Here is an 18979-nt window from a genome sequence, read left to right as displayed (position 1 = left end):
GAAGCAATTCGGCGCTTTTTTATTTCCGCTCGCTGATGGCTGGCATCTCGCGCGGCGGGGCCTCTGTCGGGCGTTCGGCTGGCAGCAGCGGGGCGACAGCCGGCAGCGGATCATAGACGTTCCAGTGGCAAAGTTTGTAGTTGTTGCGCCGCTCGGCGAGATCGAGATGGACATGATCCTCGTGATACCAGTCCGACCCCGGCCCCAGCACGGTGGTGAACCGCGTACAGACCGACGCGAGCACCTTCTCCCGTGTGTCACGCGCCAGGGTCCGGTCCGTCAGCGAGAGCGTGACGCCATTTGACAGCCTGAGCCCGCGCACATCGAGCGCGTTGGCAAGGCCATGTTCAGATAGTTTTGCGCCCCTGACGCGGTTGCGGCCACGGCATTCGAACGAGTCGAAATTATCCAGCTCGCTGAGCGTGGTGCCGAGGCCCGCTGCGAGCGGCACCATGTCGGTTCGGATCCAGTCGGCCACAGCTGTCGCCATGGTACAGCGAAGGATAGCGGCAGGCTTCACCGCCACACGCTGGTTCGACGGCAGCACGATGGCTTCAAGCCGTACAAGGTCTTCACCCCCGCATCCGCCCGGCCCTCTGATCGGCGGGATGGTCGGTGCGATGGCGATGCTTTCGGTCAAGGCGAGACGGCACGCCGAAGGCGCGGCCGGTTTGGCCTGTGCTGCCTCCGGATTCCCGGCTTCAATCTCCGGCGCCTGTTGAGCACCCTGTCCGGCCTTCTCCGGCGCATCGTCAATCCGCGGTGCCTCAGCAGGCCGCGGGCGCGGCAACGGCACAGCGGCATGCACCTGCCCCGCGAAAGCGACACAGGCGACCAATATGAACGTTTGGGCAACAGACATCATGCCGCTGGCATGCCAAACAGAAGACCATTTGCGGCCCGCGTCGTCCGCGCTACAGTTCATACAAATCCCTTCGGGGAGCAAAACGATCACCGGACAAAGACAAAAAGCTACGCTGAGGAGGAAACACCGGATGCTTGGATTGATGCAAAATTGGCCCTTGTTGTGTCATCGAATTATCGATCACGCAGCAGCGATTCACGGCAAGCAAGAAGTCGTGACTCGATCGGTTGAAGGGCCAATTCATCGCACCAACTATGCCGAAATCCGCGCCCGCGCGTTGAAGGTCGGACAGCGGCTGGACCGCGAGGGCATCAAGCTCGGCGACCGCGTCGCGACCATCGCCTGGAATACCTGGCGCCATCTAGAAGCTTGGTACGGCATCATGGGCATCGGCGCCATCTGCCATACCGTCAACCCACGTCTGTTCCCGGATCAGATCGTCTGGATCGTCAATCATGCGCAAGACCGCATCATGATGACGGACCTGACCTTCGTGCCCATTCTGGAAAAAATTGCGGACAAGATGCCGACCGTCGAACGCTACATCGTGCTCACGGACAAGGCCCACATGCCGCAGACTACCCTGAAAAACGCGATCGCCTATGAAGACTGGATCGCGGAAGTCGACGGCGATTTCCAGTGGAGGGAGTTCGACGAGAACACCGCTGCTGCCATGTGCTACACCTCGGGCACGACCGGCGACCCGAAGGGCGTGCTCTATTCGCACCGCTCCAACGTGCTGCATGCCTTGATGGCCAACAACTCCGATGCGCTCGGCACGCGGGCCAAGGATGTGATGCTGCCGGTGGTGCCGCTGTTTCATGCCAACAGCTGGGGCATCGCGTTCTCAGCACCGAGCATGGGCACCAAGCTGGTGATGCCCGGACCGAAGCTCGATGGCGCTTCGGTGTACGAGCTGCTCTCGACCGAAAAGGTGACCTACACCGCCGGGGTGCCGACGGTCTGGCTGATGCTGCTGCAATACATGGCCACCGAGAAGAAGACCCTGCCCGATCTCAAGGTTCTGATCTGCGGCGGTTCGGCGATGCCGCGCTCCATGATCAAGGCCTTCATGGATATGGGTGTCGAAGCCCGCCACGCCTGGGGCATGACCGAGATGAGCCCGATCGGCAGCGTGGGCGCGCTCAAGCCGCCTTTCACGGAGCTCGCCGGCGAAGCTGCGCTCGATGTCCTTCAAACTCAGGGCTACGCGCCGTTCGCGGTTCAGATGAAGATCACCGACGATACCGGCAAGCTTCTGCCGTGGGACGGCAAGACCTTCGGTCGCCTCAAGGTCAGCGGTCCTGCAGTCGCGAAAGCCTACTACCGCGTCGACACCAATATTCTGGACGATGACGGCTTCTTCGATACAGGTGACGTCGCGACCATCGACGAGGATGGCTACATGCGGATCACCGACCGCTCGAAGGACGTCATCAAGTCCGGCGGCGAATGGATTTCCTCGATCGACCTGGAAAACCTCGCGGTTGGTCATCCGAAGGTCCTCGAGGCCGCCGTGATCGGCGTGCATCATCCGAAGTGGGACGAACGGCCGCTGCTCGTCGTGCAGCTGAAGCCGGATCAGAGTGCCACGCCCGACGAGATCCTGAAGTTCATGGAGGGCAAGATCGCCAAGTGGTGGATGCCGGACGACGTTCAGTTTGTTGACGCCATCCCGCACACCGCCACCGGCAAGATCCTCAAGACGGCGCTGCGGGACCAATTCAAGGCCTACAAGTTCCCGACCGCCGCGGCGTAAGACCGGCGTCTTCGGCCGCTCATATTGATGATGCCCGGGTTAATCCCGGGCATCACATTTTTGAGGCAACCGGGCGACTGATTAAGCCACGCCAAGCCAAAAATCCTTTGCTTATCAATAATTTTCCCGCCGAGAGCGCTTCACAGCCGCCCCGCAAATGCGCTAGTGGTCCGCTTCTAACGTTCGCATCAACGCAGCCCTTCCGGCCGGCGTACCAACGGATATTCAAGGCATGCGACGCCGCTTCTCAGCTGCCTATCAAACAGAGCCGCTTTCCGCCCTCGCCGTGTGGTCGCGGCGCCTCGCGGTGTTTTCGCTGCTGGCGACCGTCACCTCGATCATCGTGATCCGCTTCGGATTTCTTGAGCTGAGACCCGCGCTGGCCACGTTCTTCGGTGCCCTCGCCCTTGCCGGACTTTCGATTCTCGTTGGCCTCGCTGCGTTCGCCGCGATCTGGCAGAACGGCTCACGCGGCATGAGCCTCATTCTTCTGGCCTTCCTGATCAGTGCTGCGATCCTGGCCTACCCGGCTTACCTCGCCTATCAGTATCGCAAACTCCCGGCCATTCACGATATCACCACCGACGCGATCAACCCGCCGCGCTTCGACACGCTGGCACCATTGAGAGCCACGGATGGGGCGAATTCGGCGGTGTACGCCGGCCTTTACTCAGCGGAGCAACAGCGCGCCGCCTATCCGGACATCGAACCGATCAGTATCGACGTCCCGCCGCAGCGGGCCTATGAGCTCGTCCTGCGCATCGTCAACCGGCGTAAGTGGCTGATCATCGACGAGCGTCCGCCGCAACCGCCGCAGCGCCCGGGACGCATCGAGGCGGTGGCCCGCACGCCGGTCATGGGATTCCGTGAGGACATCTCGATCCGCGTCGCGCCGGATGGCGATGGCTCGCGCGTCGATATCCGCTCATCGTCGCGCTACTTCGAGCACGATCTCGGCAGCAACGCCGCCCGCATCACCAAGTTCACGGAAGATCTCAATACGGCCGTCGACAATGCGGCACCGGTCAAGAAACTGATGACGCCCGCCAAGCCTCAGGCCAAGGGCGCGACCAAACGATAAGTCCCCCCGATGACCGGGTCGCCATCGGTTGCCACGACCTTGCGCGCAACGAGGTCTTCAAGGTGAGCCAGCACTGAATAGCCAGCGGCACCAACCAGATTTGGAGCAAGCCCGATATAGCTCGCGCGGACGATCGTCGGGATGTCCGCCTGCCCCTTGGACAGCCGATGCAGGATCGATGCTTCTCGCGCCTTGCGGTGGCGAATAAGAAATTTCACGAAACGTACTGCGTCGGGAATCTCAGGTCCGTGCCCGGAGAAATAGAGCTGCTCGTCACGGTGCGTCAGCTTTTCAAGTGACGCCATGTAATCGACCATCGAGCCATCGGGCGGAGCTACGATCGACGTCGACCAACCCATCACATGGTCGCCGATGAACATCAGCTTACGTTCCGGCCATGCGAAAGCCATGTGGTTAGCGGTGTGACCGGGCGTGGTGACCGCTTCCAGCCGCCAGCCATCCCCCTCGATGATGTCGCCATCCTTGAGCGTCACATCCGGCCGGAAGTCCCAGTCGCCGCCGGACTCTGTCGCACGTGTCTCGCTCGCATAAGCCGGCCGCGAGGCGCGATGCGGTCCTTCAGCATAGACCGTTGCGCCGGTTGCTTCCTTGAGCCGCGCGGTGCCGGGAGAATGATCATTATGGGTGTGCGTCAGAAGAATATGGGTAACAGTTTCGCCGCGCACGGCATCGAGCACCGCGCGGGCGTGGTCTTCATTGACCGGACCCGGATCGATGATCGCCACATTGCCACGGCCGACGATGTAGGTCACCGAGCCGGTAAACGTAAAAGCACTGGGATTGTTACACAGCACACGGCGCACGCCGGGGACGACTTCTTCCACTACCCCTGGGGCAAGCGGAAAATCCCGGTTGAATGGCATGTCCTCGTTATCGCTCATGTGTCTGTGTCCATATTCGTCTGATCAACTGCAAACACGTTCATGGCCGGGAATAACCCGGCCATGACATTGTGGAACGAAAGATCAATCGCGGCGCATCTTTACATAAACGCCTGGATGCCGGTGATGGCACGGCCGAGGATGAGGGCGTGAATGTCGTGGGTGCCCTCATAGGTGTTGACCGTCTCCAAGTTCTGCGCGTGACGCATCACGTGGAACTCGCTCGAAATGCCGTTGCCGCCGTGCATATCGCGCGCCATACGAGCGATATCGAGCGCCTTGCCGCAATTGTTGCGCTTCATGATCGAGATCATTTCCGGCGCCAGCTTGCCTTCGTCCATCAAGCGGCCCAGACGCAGCGAGCCTTGCAGACCGAGCGTAATCTCAGTCTCCATGTCGGCGAGCTTCTTCTGCACCAACTGGGTCGCCGCGAGGGGACGGCCGAACTGCTTGCGGTCAAGCACGTATTGCCGTGCGCGGGCGAAGCAGTCTTCCGCAGCGCCCATTGCGCCCCACGAAATGCCGTAACGCGCGCGGTTAAGGCAGCCGAACGGCCCCTTCAGGCCCGACACGTTCGGCAACAGTGCACTTTCCGGGACGACGACGCCGTCCATCACCACTTCACCGGTGATCGATGCCCGCAGCGACAGCTTGCCGCCGATCTTCGGGGCCGAGAGGCCCTTCATGCCCTTCTCGAGGATGAAGCCACGGATTTGATTGTCGTGCGCAGCGGACTTCGCCCACACCACGAAGACGTCAGCGATCGGCGCATTCGAGATCCACATTTTGCTGCCGGTCAGCCGATAGCCATCGGCGACCTTCTCCGCGCGGGTCTTCATGCCGTCCGGATCGGAGCCGGCATCCGGCTCGGTCAGGCCGAAGCAACCGACCCATTCGCCTGAGGCGAGCTTGGGCAAATATTTCTTGCGCTGCGATTCATCGCCGTAGGCGTAGATCGGGTACATCACCAGCGACGACTGCACGCTGTTCATCGAGCGATAGCCGGAATCGACGCGCTCGATCTCGCGCGCGATCAGGCCGTAAGCAACATAGCTCGCGTTGGCGCAGCCATATTCCTCCGGCAACGTCACGCCGATCAGACCCAACTCACCCATTTCGTTGAAGATGGCGCGGTCGGTCTTCTCTTCCAGATAGGCCTGCGAGACGCGCGGCAGCAACTTGTCCTGAGCATAAGCGCGCGCGGTGTCACGGATCATGCGCTCGTCTTCGGTCAACTGATCGTCGAGCAAGAACGGATCGTCCCACTGGAACGTTGCCTTCGCCGGCTTGTCCTTGGTCTGCGGACGCGAACTCATGGAATAGTCCTTTCAGCTTTATGTCTGCTGGTTTTGGTTACGATAAATCGTCAGTGTCAGGTTGCAAGCGTTAAACCAGTTCCCCGGTTCGACGACGTTCACCCTTCGAATGGTTCGTTTGCAACGATTTCGATGCCGAACCCTGACAGGCCTTTGTAGTCATGAGCGGACGACGTCAGATGGCGGATCGAGGTGACACCGAGGTCGCGCAGGATTTGCGCACCGACACCGACCTCACGCCATTGCCGATTGCGATCGGCCTCGGCGGAATGATCGTCGTCAAGCGGCGCCACAGGAACGCCTGCAGCACCATCGCGCAGATAAACCAGGACGCCGCTGCCGTTCTTCTTGAAATGCTCCAGCGCAGCAAGAACGCGGCCCGAGCCGAAGAAGATATCCTTCACGATATTCGGCTTGTGAAATCGCGTCAGCACGTTCTGGCCGTTGCCGACACCCTGATAGACGAAGGCAACATGGTGGATCGGATCGAACGGCGAGCGATAGGCATAACCATCGAGCGTGCCGATCGGGCTGTCGACGGTGAAGGTCGAAACACGCTCGATGAGTTTCTCGCGCGCCTGACGGTACGAGATCATGTCAGCGATGGTGACATGCTTGAGGTTATGAGCCGCCGCGAATTTCACGACCTGCTCGCCCTTCATCACCGTGCCGTCGTCGTTCATCAGTTCGCTGATGACGCCGACGGGCGGCAGATCACAAAGCTTGCACAGATCCACCGCCGCCTCGGTATGGCCTGAACGGAGCAACACACCGCCGTCGCGTGCGATCAGCGGGAAGATATGTCCGGGGCGGGCGAAATCGCTGGGGCCGGCATTGGGATTGGCAAGGGCGCGGCAGCACGCGGTGCGTTCGTCAGCGGAGATGCCGGTGGTCATGCCCGGCTTGTAGTCGATCGAGACCGTGAAAGCGGTGGTGTGGTTGGAATCGTTTTGCGCCACCATCGGGTCGAGCCGCAGCCGGCGGGCGTTGTCCGAGGTGATCGGCGCGCAGACGATGCCCGAGGTATGGCGGATGATGAACGCCATTTTCTCCGCGGTGCAAAGCGTCGCCGCGACGATCAGATCGCCCTCGCCTTCACGATCATCATCATCCGTGACCACGACAATCTCGCCGGCCGCGAAAGCTTTCAGGACTTCAGGAATGGAATGGGCCATAAACGCGCTCGTACCTTCAAATATGGTGCAGATCGTATGGCGCAGGGCGGGGGCGCGCGCAACTGCGCCGTTTACATAGCGGGTCGTCTGCCGGACTTTGTTCGCCCCAAATAGCAGATATGACTGGCAAAACCCGCGGCAAGGTCCCCGTTTGCTCACCGGAGACCGATTTCGGTGGACGCGGCTTCCGCAGGGCGAAACAATCGATCAGGCGGCGGAAGCTCCGGGGCCCTTCTGAAGGCTGAAATCGTAGCGCAGGTAGCGATGCGGGCGATCGATATGCGCGCCGTTCAGGCTCGTGGTTTTTGTGCGCGTTTCGAAATCTGCGATGAGCGAGTCCTTGACCCCGAACACCACGTCGGAATCGAGGTAATCGTCACCTTTTACAAAAATATGAGTGATGAGCTTGTTATGCCCCGGCGCGGCGATCATGAAATGAAGATGTGCCGGGCGAAACGGATGCCGGCCCGCAGCCGCCAGCAGCGCTCCGACCGGACCGTCGGTCGGTATGGGATAGCTGCGCGGCATGATCGACCAGAACCGGAAACGTCCCTCCTCGTCCGTTTGTAACCGCCCGCGCAGAAAGAACAGGTTTGGATCGTTGAACTGCAGGTCGTAGTGCCCTTCATCGTCGGATTGCCAGACATCGACGACGGCATTGGACAAAGCGGTTCCATTTTCCGAGCGGACGATGCCTTCGACAAAAAGCGGATCGCCTTTCAACCCTCCGGAAATGTCCGCGCCAAGCTCAACCATCGGCGCATGGTCGACATAGAAGGGTCCGAGCACCGTGGTCTCGGTCGTGCCGCCACCGCGCGCATGATTGATCGTATCGACCAGCATCGATACGCCGAGCGTATCCGACAACAGGATGAACTCCTGCCGCCTGTCGTCGCACATCTGACCTGTGCGGGTGAGAAAATCGATCGCCTGCTTCCATTCCGCCTCGGTCGGACGGACTTCGCGCACAAAGGCATGCATGTGGCGCACGAATGCCTGCAACATGTCCCGAGTGCGTGGATCGGCTGCATGCTGAACGCGATCAAGAACGGCCTGGGTGAGTGTCTCTTCACTATGGTCGCGCATGTATTCCCCTGGATCGCGTGAATTCACACCGCGATTTATCACAGCTGGGACTTCGCGGCGATCAAACCCACGTCAGATCAGGGCAGGACTTCCTTGCGCTCGCGCAACACCGCATCTAGCTCTGCGCGCTTGCTCTCGATCAAGCCCTGATCCGCGGCGTCAATGACTTTATAGAGCTCCTGCGCATCGGTAATGCGAGTGACCGTCACATAGTCCGCCCCGGCGGCGTAGAGATCGGGAACATCGCCCAACAGGTCCGCTGTCGAAATGATCTTTGCCTCCGGATTGAGCGATCGCACATGGCGAACCAGCTTCTCGTTGTTGGCGCCTTTGAGAAGGGAATCGGGCACGCTCAGGATGATGATCTCGGCCTTGCTGACGCCGGCGTGGATCAGCGTATCGATATTGCTGATGTCGCCGTAGATCACGTGGATACCGCGCGCCGTGAGGGTGCGGAAGACATTCGGATTGAAGTCGACGACGCTGATCTGATCCAGCAGGGATTTGTTCTGCTGCTCGATCTCGCTGACCAGGGCGCTTGCGGCCCGGAAAAAGCCGAGAATGACGACACGCCGTGCCTCGCCGTGTCCCCCTTCATGCCCTTCGGCACTGACTTTGCCGCCGTCGTCCAGGTCGCGGATTCCCAGTTTCTTCAACACGGCGATCGCCCAACGGGTGATCTGGTCGCTGCGCGTCATGGCAAATGTACTGAGCACCGCAAGGATCGCAAAAGCGAACGATGCGGCGCTGGACGTCTCCGTTCCGATGTGACCCGCGGCAAGACCGACCTGAATCACGACCAAGGAGAATTCGCTGATCTGCGCGAGATTGATCGCCGGCAGCAGGCTGGCCCGCAAACCCTGCTTCATGAAATACAGCGGCAGGAATGTCGTCACCAATCGGCTCACCACCGTAAACGCCGCGATGACGAGCGCGAGGCCGATGGTCGCCCCATTCGGAACCGGGATCGTCATGCCAAGGCCGACAAAGAACAGCGTGATGAAGAAATCCCGCAGCGTTGTGACCTTGGCGGTCACATCGAGCGCATAGGGGAATGTCGAGAGCGACACGCCGGCAACGAGCGATCCCATTTCACGAGATAGATGCAGGCGTTCCGCGATCTCGCCAATCAGGAAACACCAGGCCAGCGCCCCCAGCATGACAAGTTCCGGCCGCCGCGCCACTTGATGAAACAGTTTCGGCAACACAAAACGGCTGAGGACCAGCGCTGTCACGACCAGAAGGCAGACGCGGCCAATCGACATCAGAACGATGCTGAATTGCAAATCCGCGAGGCTCGGTTGAATCGCCAGGAACAGGATCGCGAAAATATCCTGCAGCACCAGCACGCCGAGCGTGATTCGGCCTGGGAGGGTGTCGAGCTCGCGCTTCTCGTACAGCACTTTGACGATGATCACGGTGCTGGACAGCGCACAGGCGACCGTCAGGTAGACCGCATCGAACTTGCCGCCGCCGATCGAGAGGCCGATCGCGACGAAAAAGGCGACGCCGAGAACGCAGGCGCCTATCAGTTGGCCGCTCGCGGCGAACAGAATCACCCGCCCTGCACGAATGATCTTCTTCAGATCGATTTCGAGCCCGATCATGAACAGCATGAAAATCAGGCCGAGTTCAGAGATGATGCTGATCGAGTCCTGCGACTTGACCCATTCCATCCCGTACGGCCCGATGGCGAACCCCGCCACCAGATAGGCGAGAATCAGCGGCTGCTGAAAGAAATGCGCCGCAAGACCAAGCACCCAGGCGAACAAGATGCAGAAGGTGATGTCGTGAATAAGTTCGTGCATGCCCTCAGCCTTGCCGGCCGCATCCCACCAAGTTGAATTATGTCCCTCGTTATAAGGGGGACAAAAGCAGCACAAAAGCAATAACTTCAGAGCTGTTCCCGGCCTTCCTCACGTTGTTTGGGCTTTCAGCTCTGCCTTCGTAGAACCCTTCAACCACTGGAGCCCGCACCTGATCGGCTGTGTGTGACACCGGTCAGGGGGTGCATATCCTGCGGATGATGGTACCTTTTTGCCCCTTTTGCTGTGATGGGAGGCACGATGCTATCTAACTCGGAGATGCTGCTTCGCCTGCTGGCCGCTGCCACACTCGGAAGCCTCGTTGGATTCGAGCGCGAACGCCTATTGTGGGCTGCGGGCATCCGCACCCATATGCTCGTGTGCGTCGGGTCGTGTCTCATCATGATCGTATCTGCATTCGGATTCGCGGATGTGCTGTCCAAGGAGCACGTCGTGCTGGATCCGTCGCGCATCGCGGCGCAGGTCGTGTCGGGCATCGGATTTCTCGGAGCCGGGTCGATTCTTGCCCGCGGCGAGATTGTCAAAGGTCTGACCACGGCGGCGAGCATTTGGGCGGTCGCCGCTATCGGGCTTGCCGTCGGCGGCGGCCTCTACCTTGCCGCCGGAGCATCCACCATCATCATTCTTCTGATCCTCGCCGGCATGAAGCCGCTGGAAGAAGCCTATCGCTCGCGAAACCAGACGTGCCAGCTCAAGATCGAGGTTGATCACGGCGGGTTGACGCCAGAGGATTTGAGGGAGGCGCTTGGGCTAAGGCCCAGCCAAGTCAAACGCTTTCTTGTTGAAAACAGGAACGCCGAAGGAGGTGACGAACTGCTGGTTCTTTTAAGCAAGGTCTCGTCGCACGATATTGCGTCCTTTCCCGACCAGTTGAAGGAATTGGACGGCGTTCGCGACGTGACGGTCGTCAAAAGGCGCAAGGATCAGAACGGCAATGCTGTTTGAAACGTGCGGCGGGGCCGTGTAGGTTCTGCGCAACCGCTAAAACGCGAGTAACAACGCGAATAACAAAGGCTGATCATGACGTCGAAGTTGAATCTTATTTTAGCACTCTTATTTTTCACGTGCGCATTTTCCACTGTAAAGGCTGAGGAAGAGGTCCCCGCAGGCGTTTGGCTGACGGAAAAAGGCGATGCCCGAATTCAGATCAGCCAGTGTGGCAACACCCTTTGCGGCAAGGTGGTGTGGCTGCGCGAGCCGATCGATCCCGCCACCGGCAAACCTCAGACCGATTCCAAGAACCCCAACGCATCTCTTTCATCACGTCCAATGATCGGTGTGCAGCTGTTCGTTGGAATGCGTCCAAGCGGACCCGGGACCTGGACGGGTCGCATCTACAATGCCGACGATGGCGGCATGTATGACAGCAAGATTGCATGGACGGGGCCGAACTCGCTTCGTGTCGAAGGATGCGTTGGCGCAATTTGCGGTGGCGAGAACTGGAGGAAGGTCGGCAGCCGCTGAAAAATCCCAAATCCTCGACCTGTTGACACGACAGGCCAGACAATCACGGCGGCCAATCTCGCTCTTCACTGCACACATGCCCAGACTGCCGGGCGTGAATTATAAACTTGCCTCTTGGCCGCAGAACAGCTTCCGATGATAGTAACGGGCGACCCGGTCGTCCGGATACTTTTTCATAAACAGGATAAGTGAACCTTCCGCCTCCGCAGAAGGCTTGTTTTTGAGGGCTGCGTAGATGATCTCCCAATCCTGAGAGAGATGTTCGTCGCTGTTGCTGCCCCGCTCGCATCGCAACTCGAAAATATCGAACGATTCTGCAAAGCCCTTTGGCGATATTTGATCGACACTCCTGAATATAAATTCAGAGGCTACACGTTCGCGCACGGCTGAACTGACCAGGATCGACGTGCCATAGCTCTTGTTGAGACCTTCCAGACGCGCGGCCAGATTAACCGCGGCACCAAGCGCGGTGTAATTCATGCGGTCCTCAGAGCCGATGTTGCCGACAACGGCCTCTCCGATATGAAGACCAAACCGGGTCTTATAGGCCGGCCATCCCTCCTGCTCGAACTCTGCATTCAGCCGTTCATTGGCCCGTAACATGGCAAGCGCAGCGGCGCAGGCGTGAGACACATGATCGGGATCATCGGCTGGCGCATTCCAGATCGCCATGATCGCATCGCCGATGAATTTATCCACCGTCCCGGAACGCTTCATCACTTCGTCTGAAACAACGGCGAAGTAGCGAGACGTGTATTGCATCACCTGACTGGGATCCGCCTTCTCGGTGATGGCGGTGAAATTCTCGACGTCCGTAAACAGCAGGGAAACCTCCCTGCGCGTTCCTCCGAGCTGGAGCGGAGTTCCTGTTCTGATCAGCTGCTCGACAAGGCGCTTCGGCACAAAATTGGAAAAGGTCTGCGTCACGGTACGCATGGTCGACACCGAACGGCCAAGATCGTCAATCTCGCGGATCATCGACCGCACAGGCGGCGTGGAAACCAGTTCAAATTTCTGGATCTTGTCTGTTTCAATCGCCAATGCACGAAGCGACCGCGATAACAAGACCCCAATAAAGAACACCAGCGGGAGCATCAGGAGGACAAATCCGATGGCAATCGCAAAGAGACGATTTCGCTCGGACAAGATATTGGCGAAGAATTCATCGACGGGCGCGAGGACCGCCAATCGCATATTTGCATTGCCGGCGATCGGTATTTCCCGGAAGGCTGCGGCATAGAGCCGTCCGCCAGAATCACGAAAGAACTGCTGTGCGACGCCGCTCGCCCGCCAGGCGTGAACTGCGTTGATGACACCGCCCATATCGTCAGCGCGGATGCGGGGAAGCGTGCCTTCGCCATGAACGGCGGTCTCGCGCTTCAAGAGCTCAGACATCTGCGGGTGTGCAAGAATTCGGTTGGCGTCGTCAAACAGGAACACAACGCCCGACTCCGTCAGCTTCTCCTTGGTCAAAAGCTCTTCTGTGGCGTCAAGCAGCACGTCACCGGCGACGACGCCCTGCTTTCCGGCCTTCAAAGGCAATCGGATCGTGTAGCCGTGCTTGCCCGTTGCAAAGAAAATGTAAGGGCCGGTCAAGAGACTTCCGTCATTCCGGTTGGCGTCCTGATACCAGGGCCGATCGCGCGGATCGTAATCGCGGGGCCCCGGCGCCTCCGCTACAACTTGAAGCTTTCTCGAAAGAAAAGTCCGTTTCGATTCGATCTGTTCGGAGTTGTTCGATCTCGAGATATGGACCAGACGGAACACCGCTTCATCCGGCATGCCTAGTTTGGCGCGAGCACCGGTCCCTGCACGATCGACAGCATCCAATTCGATAAACGAGCCGTCTTCATACCCGATATAGAGATTGAACAGCTCCTGGTTGTTCTCCAGCATCGCCGCGAGCAGCGGATTCAATTGCTGAGCGTTGTTGATGGCTCCGCCCTGGATCGAAGGAAGGTCCCGCAAGATCTCCAGATTGTCCTTGATCAGCTTGAGCTGCGAACCGATCCGGTCAGCGGAAAGCTCAGCCACCTTGTCGATGAACTTGCTGGCAGCCGCTTCAGTGATGGCGGAGATACGCGAGAAACTTAAGTAGACGAGCGTCAACCCAATCGCGAGAACAAGGGCGACGAACAGCGCGATAATGGACGCTTTAAACCCAAGCCGAACGTTTTTTGCCGGGTTTGCTGCCATCAACTTGCTCCGAATATCCGGTTCGTGCGCCCCCAACCGTTTGAGCATCAAATCGTCTTCGCGCTCCTGCTCAACTAAAATGGATTGATATAATTAAGGATCGCAATCTGGCGCAGCAGCACTTTTCGGATAACGTGAGCCACCTTGACGCGATCAGTGAATATTGTGGCTTCTCCCGTGGCGCCGGCGGGCAACGATGCGGCAAAACCTGCATCCTGAAGTCTGACACGCACTACGAACGGAGCAGATTGAATTTCTTTCGGCGTCACCGCAAGCCCCGAAGCCTGCACTTGGCCCGGGGCAATAGCCTGCAGAATGCTTTCAACCTTGCCGCTATAGATTCGGCCCGGGGCGAATTTGAATGTTGCTTCGACCGGCTGGTTGGGCCTGAGGTAGCGGGCATTGATCTGCGCGATCTCGACTCCGATAATGGTATCCGCCGTATCGATGAACGCCATGACCGGCGACAATGGGAGGCTGGCCACGCGAGCCCCCTTCCGGAGGGCCAGATTGGTGACGTAGCCATCGGCGGGAGCGAGAACTGTCGTCTTGTCGAGATTCCATTGCGCGCTTTCAAGTTGGGCTTTCAGATGATCGACCTCCGATTGCCGCTGTTGGACATCGAAAGCGCGCCCCGAATCGCGCTCAAGCAACTGGGTCATCTGGGCCAAACGCAACGAGGCGAGCTTGAGCTGAGCTTCAATGGCGTTGACCTGCGCCTGAAACGGCACCGGATCGATGCGAAACAGGACGTCACCAGCCTTGAGTGGTGAGTTGGCCTTCACCGGAACATCGATCACTTCACCCGCGACATCCGGCACAACCGACACGGAGTTTCGGACAACCAGTGCCGGCCCCTGTGGCGCCCCCCAATTCATGGGAATGAACAGGCCGATCAACAGCAAGAGCAACACGATCAGCGGCGAGACCTTCCAGAATACATTGAAAGGAACGATCTTCATCCGCACCATGAGGAAGAGAAGAACGAGATAGACGTTCAGGATCGCGACGATCATGGAGTCTGCTCCGTCCTGCGAGACGGGACATCCACATAGGCCCAGATCAGAGTGAGCGGCCACAACGCAAAGCCGCAGATCAATGTGACCCAGCCTGCGACTTTGACTGCGTGTGCGTAGGGATGATTTCGTATCTGGGCGATGTGGCCCGGCAACCAGCCCGCAATGAAGAAGATCGCAAAGGCGCTGGCCACCAGAATGACGAGAACGATCCATGCAAAAACATCGAGCGTCGACATGTCTTCTCCTCGCTATGGGGTCACGCTCTCACGTTGCCGGCCGCGGACATCTTCGAGATCCCGTTCCAGAAAGTAATTCAGCAAAGTTCGAATCACAGCGATCACCGCAAGGCGTCCGACGTCATCCCAGCTCGGTGCGATCGATGTCTCGATGATATCTGCGGCCAGCTGAAAGGTCAGCGCGGCAACGAGCCAGCGGGCATAACGCAGCCAAACGGCACGTTTCTCGTGTCCATCCGGCGAGCCGAACATCAAGAGAAAGCCACCAATCGCGGCCTCGATAGTCCCAACGACAACGATCACCAGCGCGATGGCGTCGATAAGCGTCGCCGAGACCTCGGTCCAGAAAACAAGCCACTCCTTCATCAGGCTAAGCGTCTCCAAAGACCGCCCTCCAGTCATTTCTCATGCTGACGACTGTGATTCCGTACTCCGCTGCGCGCTCGAGCGCTTCCATCAGGGGGCTGAGTTTGAATTCGGGTCCATAGGCGGTTTCGCGCACGCCGTCGTCGTGATGCAGAAGCAGCGCTAGTCGCGCGCCGGGACCTGTCTTCACGTATCTGAGCATCGCGAGATCGCCGTCGGAATTTCCGAACGCCAGAATGGGCCGGCGCCCGATATGGAGACCGATATTCTGCGGCTTCACATCCCGATCATCGAAGCTGTTGAGTTCAGCAACCTTCATCAGAACGGCCTGACCGCTCTGCATTTCGAAGTGCAGCTTGGCGCTCGACCCAACCACGCATTCGCGCGGAATTCCGTAGGCTTCTTCGGCAAAGGCACGAATGAAATCGATGCCTCCTCCGGAGACGATAAATATCTTGAAATCATGTTCTCGCAGGTAGTCGAGCAATTCGATCTGCGGCTGATAAGTACAATGCTTGAACAGTCGTTGAAACTTCGGGTGGGTCGCGGTTTCAAGCCAGGCACGGGCGATCTTTTCGAAATCGTCTTCCGTCATGCCGGCGTGGGTCGCGAATGCCAGCTCCATCAAGGCCCGCTTCCCCAGCGAATGGAGCGTCGCCATGTCGTGTGCGAGAAATGCCTTAAATGGCTGCCGATCCTTGATGTCGGGATACTTCTCCGCAAGGTGCTTCACCCGCTCCAGCAGGAAGAACAACTGGACCTGCATCGGCTGTTCACACCACAGCGTTCCATCGTTGTCGAAGGTTGCGATGCGCTCAGATGGCGGCACGTAGTCCGGACCACCTTTGTTGGTCACCTTGGAGACAAAATCAATGATCGCGGTGCGTGCGGGACAATCGCTCCAGGAAGGAAGCACATCACTCGTCATGATTCTTCCTCATAAACTTCAAAAGACTTTAAAGAATTGAAGTCAGGCGGCAAACCTCCCACCGCCTGACTTCGCTCGCTTTAGTGCGACGCGCCGCCCATGGTGTTTTCCATGGTCTTGATCGCATCATCGATCGTAAACGTGTTGGGCTTCTGAATAATGGGAAACTCCTTGAAAGTTTCCGCGAATTTCTGAGCAATGAACATTGCGCCATACAGAATGTAGGCGTGATAGAGCAACCACTCGTAGTAGGAGTTCGACGTAATATCGGCGAACTCGTAGGGGTCGGTCCGTAGATTGAAGAACTTCGCGAGACGCAGGCGCACGAAGGGTTCGGCCCACACGCCCATGGTGCCGGCGAGGCGTTGTTCCATGAAGACAACCTTCCAGTTGTCATAGCGCACGGCGAGGATGTCGCCGTCGTCGCTGATGTACATGAACAACTTTCGCGGGCTCTCCTTCTCCTTGCCGGTCAGGTAAGGTAAGAGATTGAAGCCATCGATATGGTTCTTGTAAGTGCGGCCGCACGCCTGATAGCCCTTCTTGGCTTTTTCGACGATGTCGGGCTCGCCGGCCATGGCAAGAAACGTCGGGAACCAGTCGTGATGCTGGACGATCTCTGTGGACACGGAGCCCGGTGCGATTTTGCCCGGCCACCGTACCATCATCGGGACCCGGAAGGCGCCTTCCCAATTCGTGTTCTTCTCGCTGCGGAATGGCGTCATGCCGCCATCAGGCCATGAATTCCGATGCGGACCATTATCGGTCGAATACATCACGAACGTGTTGTCCGCGATGCCGAGTTTGTCGAGCAGATCAAGCATCTGGCCGACATTCTTGTCATGATCGATCATGGTGTCGTGATACGGCGATTGCCAGCGCCCCGCCTGGCGAAGACTCTCCTTCTTCGTATGCGTCATGAAATGCATATGCGTGGTGTTCAGCCAGACGAAGAACGGCTTGCCGTCCTTGTTCTGCCGTTTGATGAAATCGCTGGCAGCCGCAACGAATTCATCGTCGCAGGTTTCCATGCGCTTGGTATTCAGCGGGCCGGTGTCCTCGATCTTCTGCTTTCCGACCTTCCCCCAGCGTTCCATCTCGGTCGTATCATCCTTGTCAGTCGCCCAGGAGTGAATGACGCCGCGCGGCTTGATGCTCTTTACGAGATGCGGGAAATCCTTCTCGGAATAGTAGTCGTACATCTCCGGCTCTTCCTCGGCATTGAGGTGGTAGAGATTACCGAAGAATTCATCGAAGCCATGATTGGTCGGCAGCATGTGGTTGAGATCGCCGAGATGGTTCTTGCCGAATTGGCCGGTGGCATAGCCTTGGTTTTTGAGGGCCCCGGCGATCGTGAGGATCTTGTCATTCATGCCGACAGGTGCAGCCGGAATGCCGACCTTGGACAGACCCGTGCGAAGCACGCTCTGGCCTGTGATGAAGGATGAGCGGCCTGCGGTGCACGACTGTTCGCCGTAGGAGTCGATGAACATCATGCCTTCCTTGGCGATGCGATCGATATTGGGCGTCTTGTAGCCCATCAACCCATGCGAATAGCAGCTTAGATTTGAGATGCCGATGTCATCGCCCCAAATGACGAGAATATTTGGCTTGTCAGTCTTGGCCATACGCGCACTCCCTTTCTTCGATGCTGAATACTCCGTCGCTTTTGTCGTCTTTCCTTCGCTTGGTTTGGCCGCAGCTTTCTTTGTCGCCTTGGCCGGAGACTTCTTGACCTGTTTTGCCGATGATTTCTTTGCAGGACGCTTGGCCATACGACCTCCTCACCCGAACGGGCCAACCTGAAACAGCATGCTGACAATGGCCGCGATACCGACGAACAGAAGAACGATCGCGGTGATCAATGTCAGCGACACCGGGAAGCTGCTCTCACCGTGAATAAGGCCAGCCTCGGTCATCGCCTTACGTTCTACTCGCAGATGATTCATGAACTGGCCGTGATAAACGATGCCGCCGATCAACATCAAAATGCCCAGCGCAACCAAAGCGACGCCGAAATTCCGCGCGGACGCCGCATGTGTCACGACATTCTGGTCGCGCAGCTTCTGGAAGACCTGAAAGATTGTGAACCCGAACGAAATGAGCGAGAGCGAGGTCCGGATGACCGACATCAACGTGCGGTCCGCGCTCATCCGCGTCCGCTGGAACGACATCCCGGTCCGGCGCGACGACAGCTCGACGGAAATCTGATCAGGGTCCGATTGTCGGGTGACCGGTTGAGTCATTGTGCGGGCCTTCCATGATGCATCCAGCGGCGCGCGATCCATTCGATAATCCAGCGGAAAATGAAGTACGGAATGACCGCGAGCAGGATCGCGATCACGACCGCTTCCGCCGGGTAGAACTGATCGAGCTCTTTGAACTGGTAGATGACATCCATGCTGATACCGAGCAGCATGATGCGCGCGGTGGAGATGAGACCTTCGCGCAGCCGGCCGGTCTGCTCTGACGGATGCCGCCATCCGGTCCAGAAGAAGGATTTGTGGCCCTCGCGCGCATCCTTCAGGCCGTCGTGAACCGCCGCGATGGCCGCCATGGTCGGCTGCAAAAAGAAGCGGAACGTCATCGGCCCACCGAAGCGGGCGAAGATGTCGCTCCAGAACCTCTGCTGAATATCGAGTGAGATGCCGTACTTGATCGCGCCCCACACCAGCAGCAGGACAGCGAGAACCAGCACGAGCCAGGTCAAGGTCACGGCGCCGCGGGAAGGAGTATCGGATGTCATGTTGCCCGCTCCTT

18 protein-coding genes are annotated in these 18979 nt (G+C 58.6%); 4 read left to right on the top strand and 14 right to left on the bottom strand.

What is annotated here, in order from left to right:
• Positions 1-19: 19 nt before the first annotated feature.
• Positions 20-865 (bottom strand): extensin family protein, encoded by an 846-nt coding sequence (locus ACP0KA_RS15645; RefSeq protein WP_424629663.1) that lies wholly within the window; start codon positions 863-865, stop codon positions 20-22.
• Between the two features lie 130 nt (positions 866-995).
• Here ACP0KA_RS15645 and ACP0KA_RS15640 point away from each other — a divergent pair, with 130 nt between their 5' ends.
• Entirely contained in the window at positions 996-2624 is a 1629-nt protein-coding gene (locus ACP0KA_RS15640) for a fatty-acid--CoA ligase (RefSeq protein ID WP_424629662.1), read from the top strand.
• A gap of 232 nt (positions 2625-2856) precedes the next feature.
• On the top strand, positions 2857-3705 hold the full coding sequence (locus ACP0KA_RS15635) for a DUF1499 domain-containing protein (RefSeq protein ID WP_424629661.1): 849 nt from the start codon (positions 2857-2859) through the stop codon (positions 3703-3705).
• Here ACP0KA_RS15635 and ACP0KA_RS15630 read toward each other — a convergent pair.
• The 5 genes from ACP0KA_RS15630 to ACP0KA_RS15610 form a co-directional block, all read right to left on the bottom strand.
• A complete protein-coding gene (locus ACP0KA_RS15630) occupies positions 3678-4607 on the bottom strand; it encodes an MBL fold metallo-hydrolase (protein ID WP_424629660.1) in 930 nt (309 codons plus the stop codon). The genes ACP0KA_RS15635 and ACP0KA_RS15630 overlap by 28 nt on opposite strands.
• A gap of 101 nt (positions 4608-4708) precedes the next feature.
• On the bottom strand, positions 4709-5923 hold the full coding sequence (locus ACP0KA_RS15625; protein WP_424629659.1) for an acyl-CoA dehydrogenase: 1215 nt from the start codon (positions 5921-5923) through the stop codon (positions 4709-4711).
• Between the two features lie 98 nt (positions 5924-6021).
• Positions 6022-7098 (bottom strand): 3,4-dihydroxy-2-butanone-4-phosphate synthase, encoded by a 1077-nt coding sequence (ribB, locus tag ACP0KA_RS15620; RefSeq protein ID WP_424629658.1) that lies wholly within the window; start codon positions 7096-7098, stop codon positions 6022-6024.
• Between the two features lie 207 nt (positions 7099-7305).
• Positions 7306-8184, bottom strand: coding sequence for an intradiol ring-cleavage dioxygenase (locus tag ACP0KA_RS15615; protein ID WP_424629657.1), 879 nt, complete (start codon positions 8182-8184; stop codon positions 7306-7308).
• A gap of 77 nt (positions 8185-8261) precedes the next feature.
• On the bottom strand, positions 8262-9992 hold the full coding sequence (locus ACP0KA_RS15610) for a cation:proton antiporter (protein ID WP_424629656.1): 1731 nt from the start codon (positions 9990-9992) through the stop codon (positions 8262-8264).
• A gap of 258 nt (positions 9993-10250) precedes the next feature.
• Between ACP0KA_RS15610 and ACP0KA_RS15605 the strand changes: the two genes are divergently transcribed.
• Entirely contained in the window at positions 10251-10955 is a 705-nt protein-coding gene (locus ACP0KA_RS15605; protein WP_424629655.1) for an MgtC/SapB family protein, read from the top strand.
• Positions 10956-11030: 75 nt separating this feature from the next.
• Positions 11031-11474, top strand: a complete 444-nt coding sequence (locus ACP0KA_RS15600) for a DUF2147 domain-containing protein (RefSeq protein WP_424629654.1) — start codon at positions 11031-11033, stop codon at positions 11472-11474.
• Positions 11475-11573: 99 nt separating this feature from the next.
• On the opposite strand, the gene ACP0KA_RS15595 is transcribed toward ACP0KA_RS15600, so the two are convergent.
• The 8 genes from ACP0KA_RS15595 to ACP0KA_RS15560 form a co-directional block, all read right to left on the bottom strand.
• Positions 11574-13670, bottom strand: coding sequence for an adenylate/guanylate cyclase domain-containing protein (locus ACP0KA_RS15595; RefSeq protein ID WP_424629653.1), 2097 nt, complete (start codon positions 13668-13670; stop codon positions 11574-11576).
• A 74-nt stretch (positions 13671-13744) separates the two neighbouring features.
• On the bottom strand, positions 13745-14686 hold the full coding sequence (locus ACP0KA_RS15590) for an HlyD family secretion protein (protein WP_424629652.1): 942 nt from the start codon (positions 14684-14686) through the stop codon (positions 13745-13747).
• Positions 14683-14925, bottom strand: coding sequence for a DUF3302 domain-containing protein (locus ACP0KA_RS15585; RefSeq protein WP_424629651.1), 243 nt, complete (start codon positions 14923-14925; stop codon positions 14683-14685). Before ACP0KA_RS15585 ends, ACP0KA_RS15590 begins: the two co-directional genes overlap by 4 nt.
• A gap of 12 nt (positions 14926-14937) precedes the next feature.
• The gene (locus ACP0KA_RS15580) at positions 14938-15309 is read right to left on the bottom strand and encodes a DUF1622 domain-containing protein (protein WP_424629650.1); all 372 of its coding nucleotides are present in this window, start codon (positions 15307-15309) and stop codon (positions 14938-14940) included.
• Positions 15296-16219: an HAD family hydrolase gene (locus ACP0KA_RS15575; RefSeq protein WP_424629649.1), complete on the bottom strand. Its 924-nt coding sequence runs from the start codon at positions 16217-16219 to the stop codon at positions 15296-15298. The genes ACP0KA_RS15580 and ACP0KA_RS15575 overlap by 14 nt, the downstream gene beginning before the upstream one ends.
• A gap of 80 nt (positions 16220-16299) precedes the next feature.
• Positions 16300-17847 (bottom strand): arylsulfatase, encoded by a 1548-nt coding sequence (locus ACP0KA_RS15570; RefSeq protein ID WP_424631620.1) that lies wholly within the window; start codon positions 17845-17847, stop codon positions 16300-16302.
• Between the two features lie 156 nt (positions 17848-18003).
• Positions 18004-18465 (bottom strand): YidH family protein, encoded by a 462-nt coding sequence (locus ACP0KA_RS15565; protein ID WP_424629648.1) that lies wholly within the window; start codon positions 18463-18465, stop codon positions 18004-18006.
• The gene (locus ACP0KA_RS15560; RefSeq protein WP_424629647.1) at positions 18462-18965 is read right to left on the bottom strand and encodes a hypothetical protein; all 504 of its coding nucleotides are present in this window, start codon (positions 18963-18965) and stop codon (positions 18462-18464) included. Before ACP0KA_RS15560 ends, ACP0KA_RS15565 begins: the two co-directional genes overlap by 4 nt.
• Positions 18966-18979 lie beyond the last annotated feature (14 nt).

It is taken from the genome of Bradyrhizobium sp. SYSU BS000235, from assembly GCF_049747295.1.
In the GTDB taxonomy this organism is placed as follows: domain Bacteria; phylum Pseudomonadota; class Alphaproteobacteria; order Rhizobiales; family Xanthobacteraceae; genus Afipia.
Note: the sequence above shows the minus strand (reverse complement) of the source record. Positions and strands in the feature narration are given on the sequence as shown.

Coding starts and splice junctions, on each gene's coding strand:
- ribB (WP_424629658.1), bottom strand. CDS start 7,098: ATGGCCCATTCCATTCCTGAAGTCCTGAAAGCTTTCGCGGCCGGCGAG.
- ACP0KA_RS15615 (WP_424629657.1), bottom strand. CDS start 8,184: ATGCGCGACCATAGTGAAGAGACACTCACCCAGGCCGTTCTTGATCGC.
- ACP0KA_RS15570 (WP_424631620.1), bottom strand. CDS start 17,847: ATGGCCAAGACTGACAAGCCAAATATTCTCGTCATTTGGGGCGATGAC.
- ACP0KA_RS15575 (WP_424629649.1), bottom strand. CDS start 16,219: ATGACGAGTGATGTGCTTCCTTCCTGGAGCGATTGTCCCGCACGCACC.
- ACP0KA_RS15585 (WP_424629651.1), bottom strand. CDS start 14,925: ATGTCGACGCTCGATGTTTTTGCATGGATCGTTCTCGTCATTCTGGTG.
- ACP0KA_RS15600 (WP_424629654.1), top strand. CDS start 11,031: ATGACGTCGAAGTTGAATCTTATTTTAGCACTCTTATTTTTCACGTGC.
- ACP0KA_RS15625 (WP_424629659.1), bottom strand. CDS start 5,923: ATGAGTTCGCGTCCGCAGACCAAGGACAAGCCGGCGAAGGCAACGTTC.
- ACP0KA_RS15605 (WP_424629655.1), top strand. CDS start 10,251: ATGCTATCTAACTCGGAGATGCTGCTTCGCCTGCTGGCCGCTGCCACA.
- ACP0KA_RS15635 (WP_424629661.1), top strand. CDS start 2,857: ATGCGACGCCGCTTCTCAGCTGCCTATCAAACAGAGCCGCTTTCCGCC.
- ACP0KA_RS15610 (WP_424629656.1), bottom strand. CDS start 9,992: ATGCACGAACTTATTCACGACATCACCTTCTGCATCTTGTTCGCCTGG.
- ACP0KA_RS15630 (WP_424629660.1), bottom strand. CDS start 4,607: ATGAGCGATAACGAGGACATGCCATTCAACCGGGATTTTCCGCTTGCC.
- ACP0KA_RS15565 (WP_424629648.1), bottom strand. CDS start 18,465: ATGACTCAACCGGTCACCCGACAATCGGACCCTGATCAGATTTCCGTC.
- ACP0KA_RS15640 (WP_424629662.1), top strand. CDS start 996: ATGCTTGGATTGATGCAAAATTGGCCCTTGTTGTGTCATCGAATTATC.
- ACP0KA_RS15590 (WP_424629652.1), bottom strand. CDS start 14,686: ATGATCGTCGCGATCCTGAACGTCTATCTCGTTCTTCTCTTCCTCATG.
- ACP0KA_RS15595 (WP_424629653.1), bottom strand. CDS start 13,670: ATGGCAGCAAACCCGGCAAAAAACGTTCGGCTTGGGTTTAAAGCGTCC.
- ACP0KA_RS15560 (WP_424629647.1), bottom strand. CDS start 18,965: ATGACATCCGATACTCCTTCCCGCGGCGCCGTGACCTTGACCTGGCTC.
- ACP0KA_RS15645 (WP_424629663.1), bottom strand. CDS start 865: ATGATGTCTGTTGCCCAAACGTTCATATTGGTCGCCTGTGTCGCTTTC.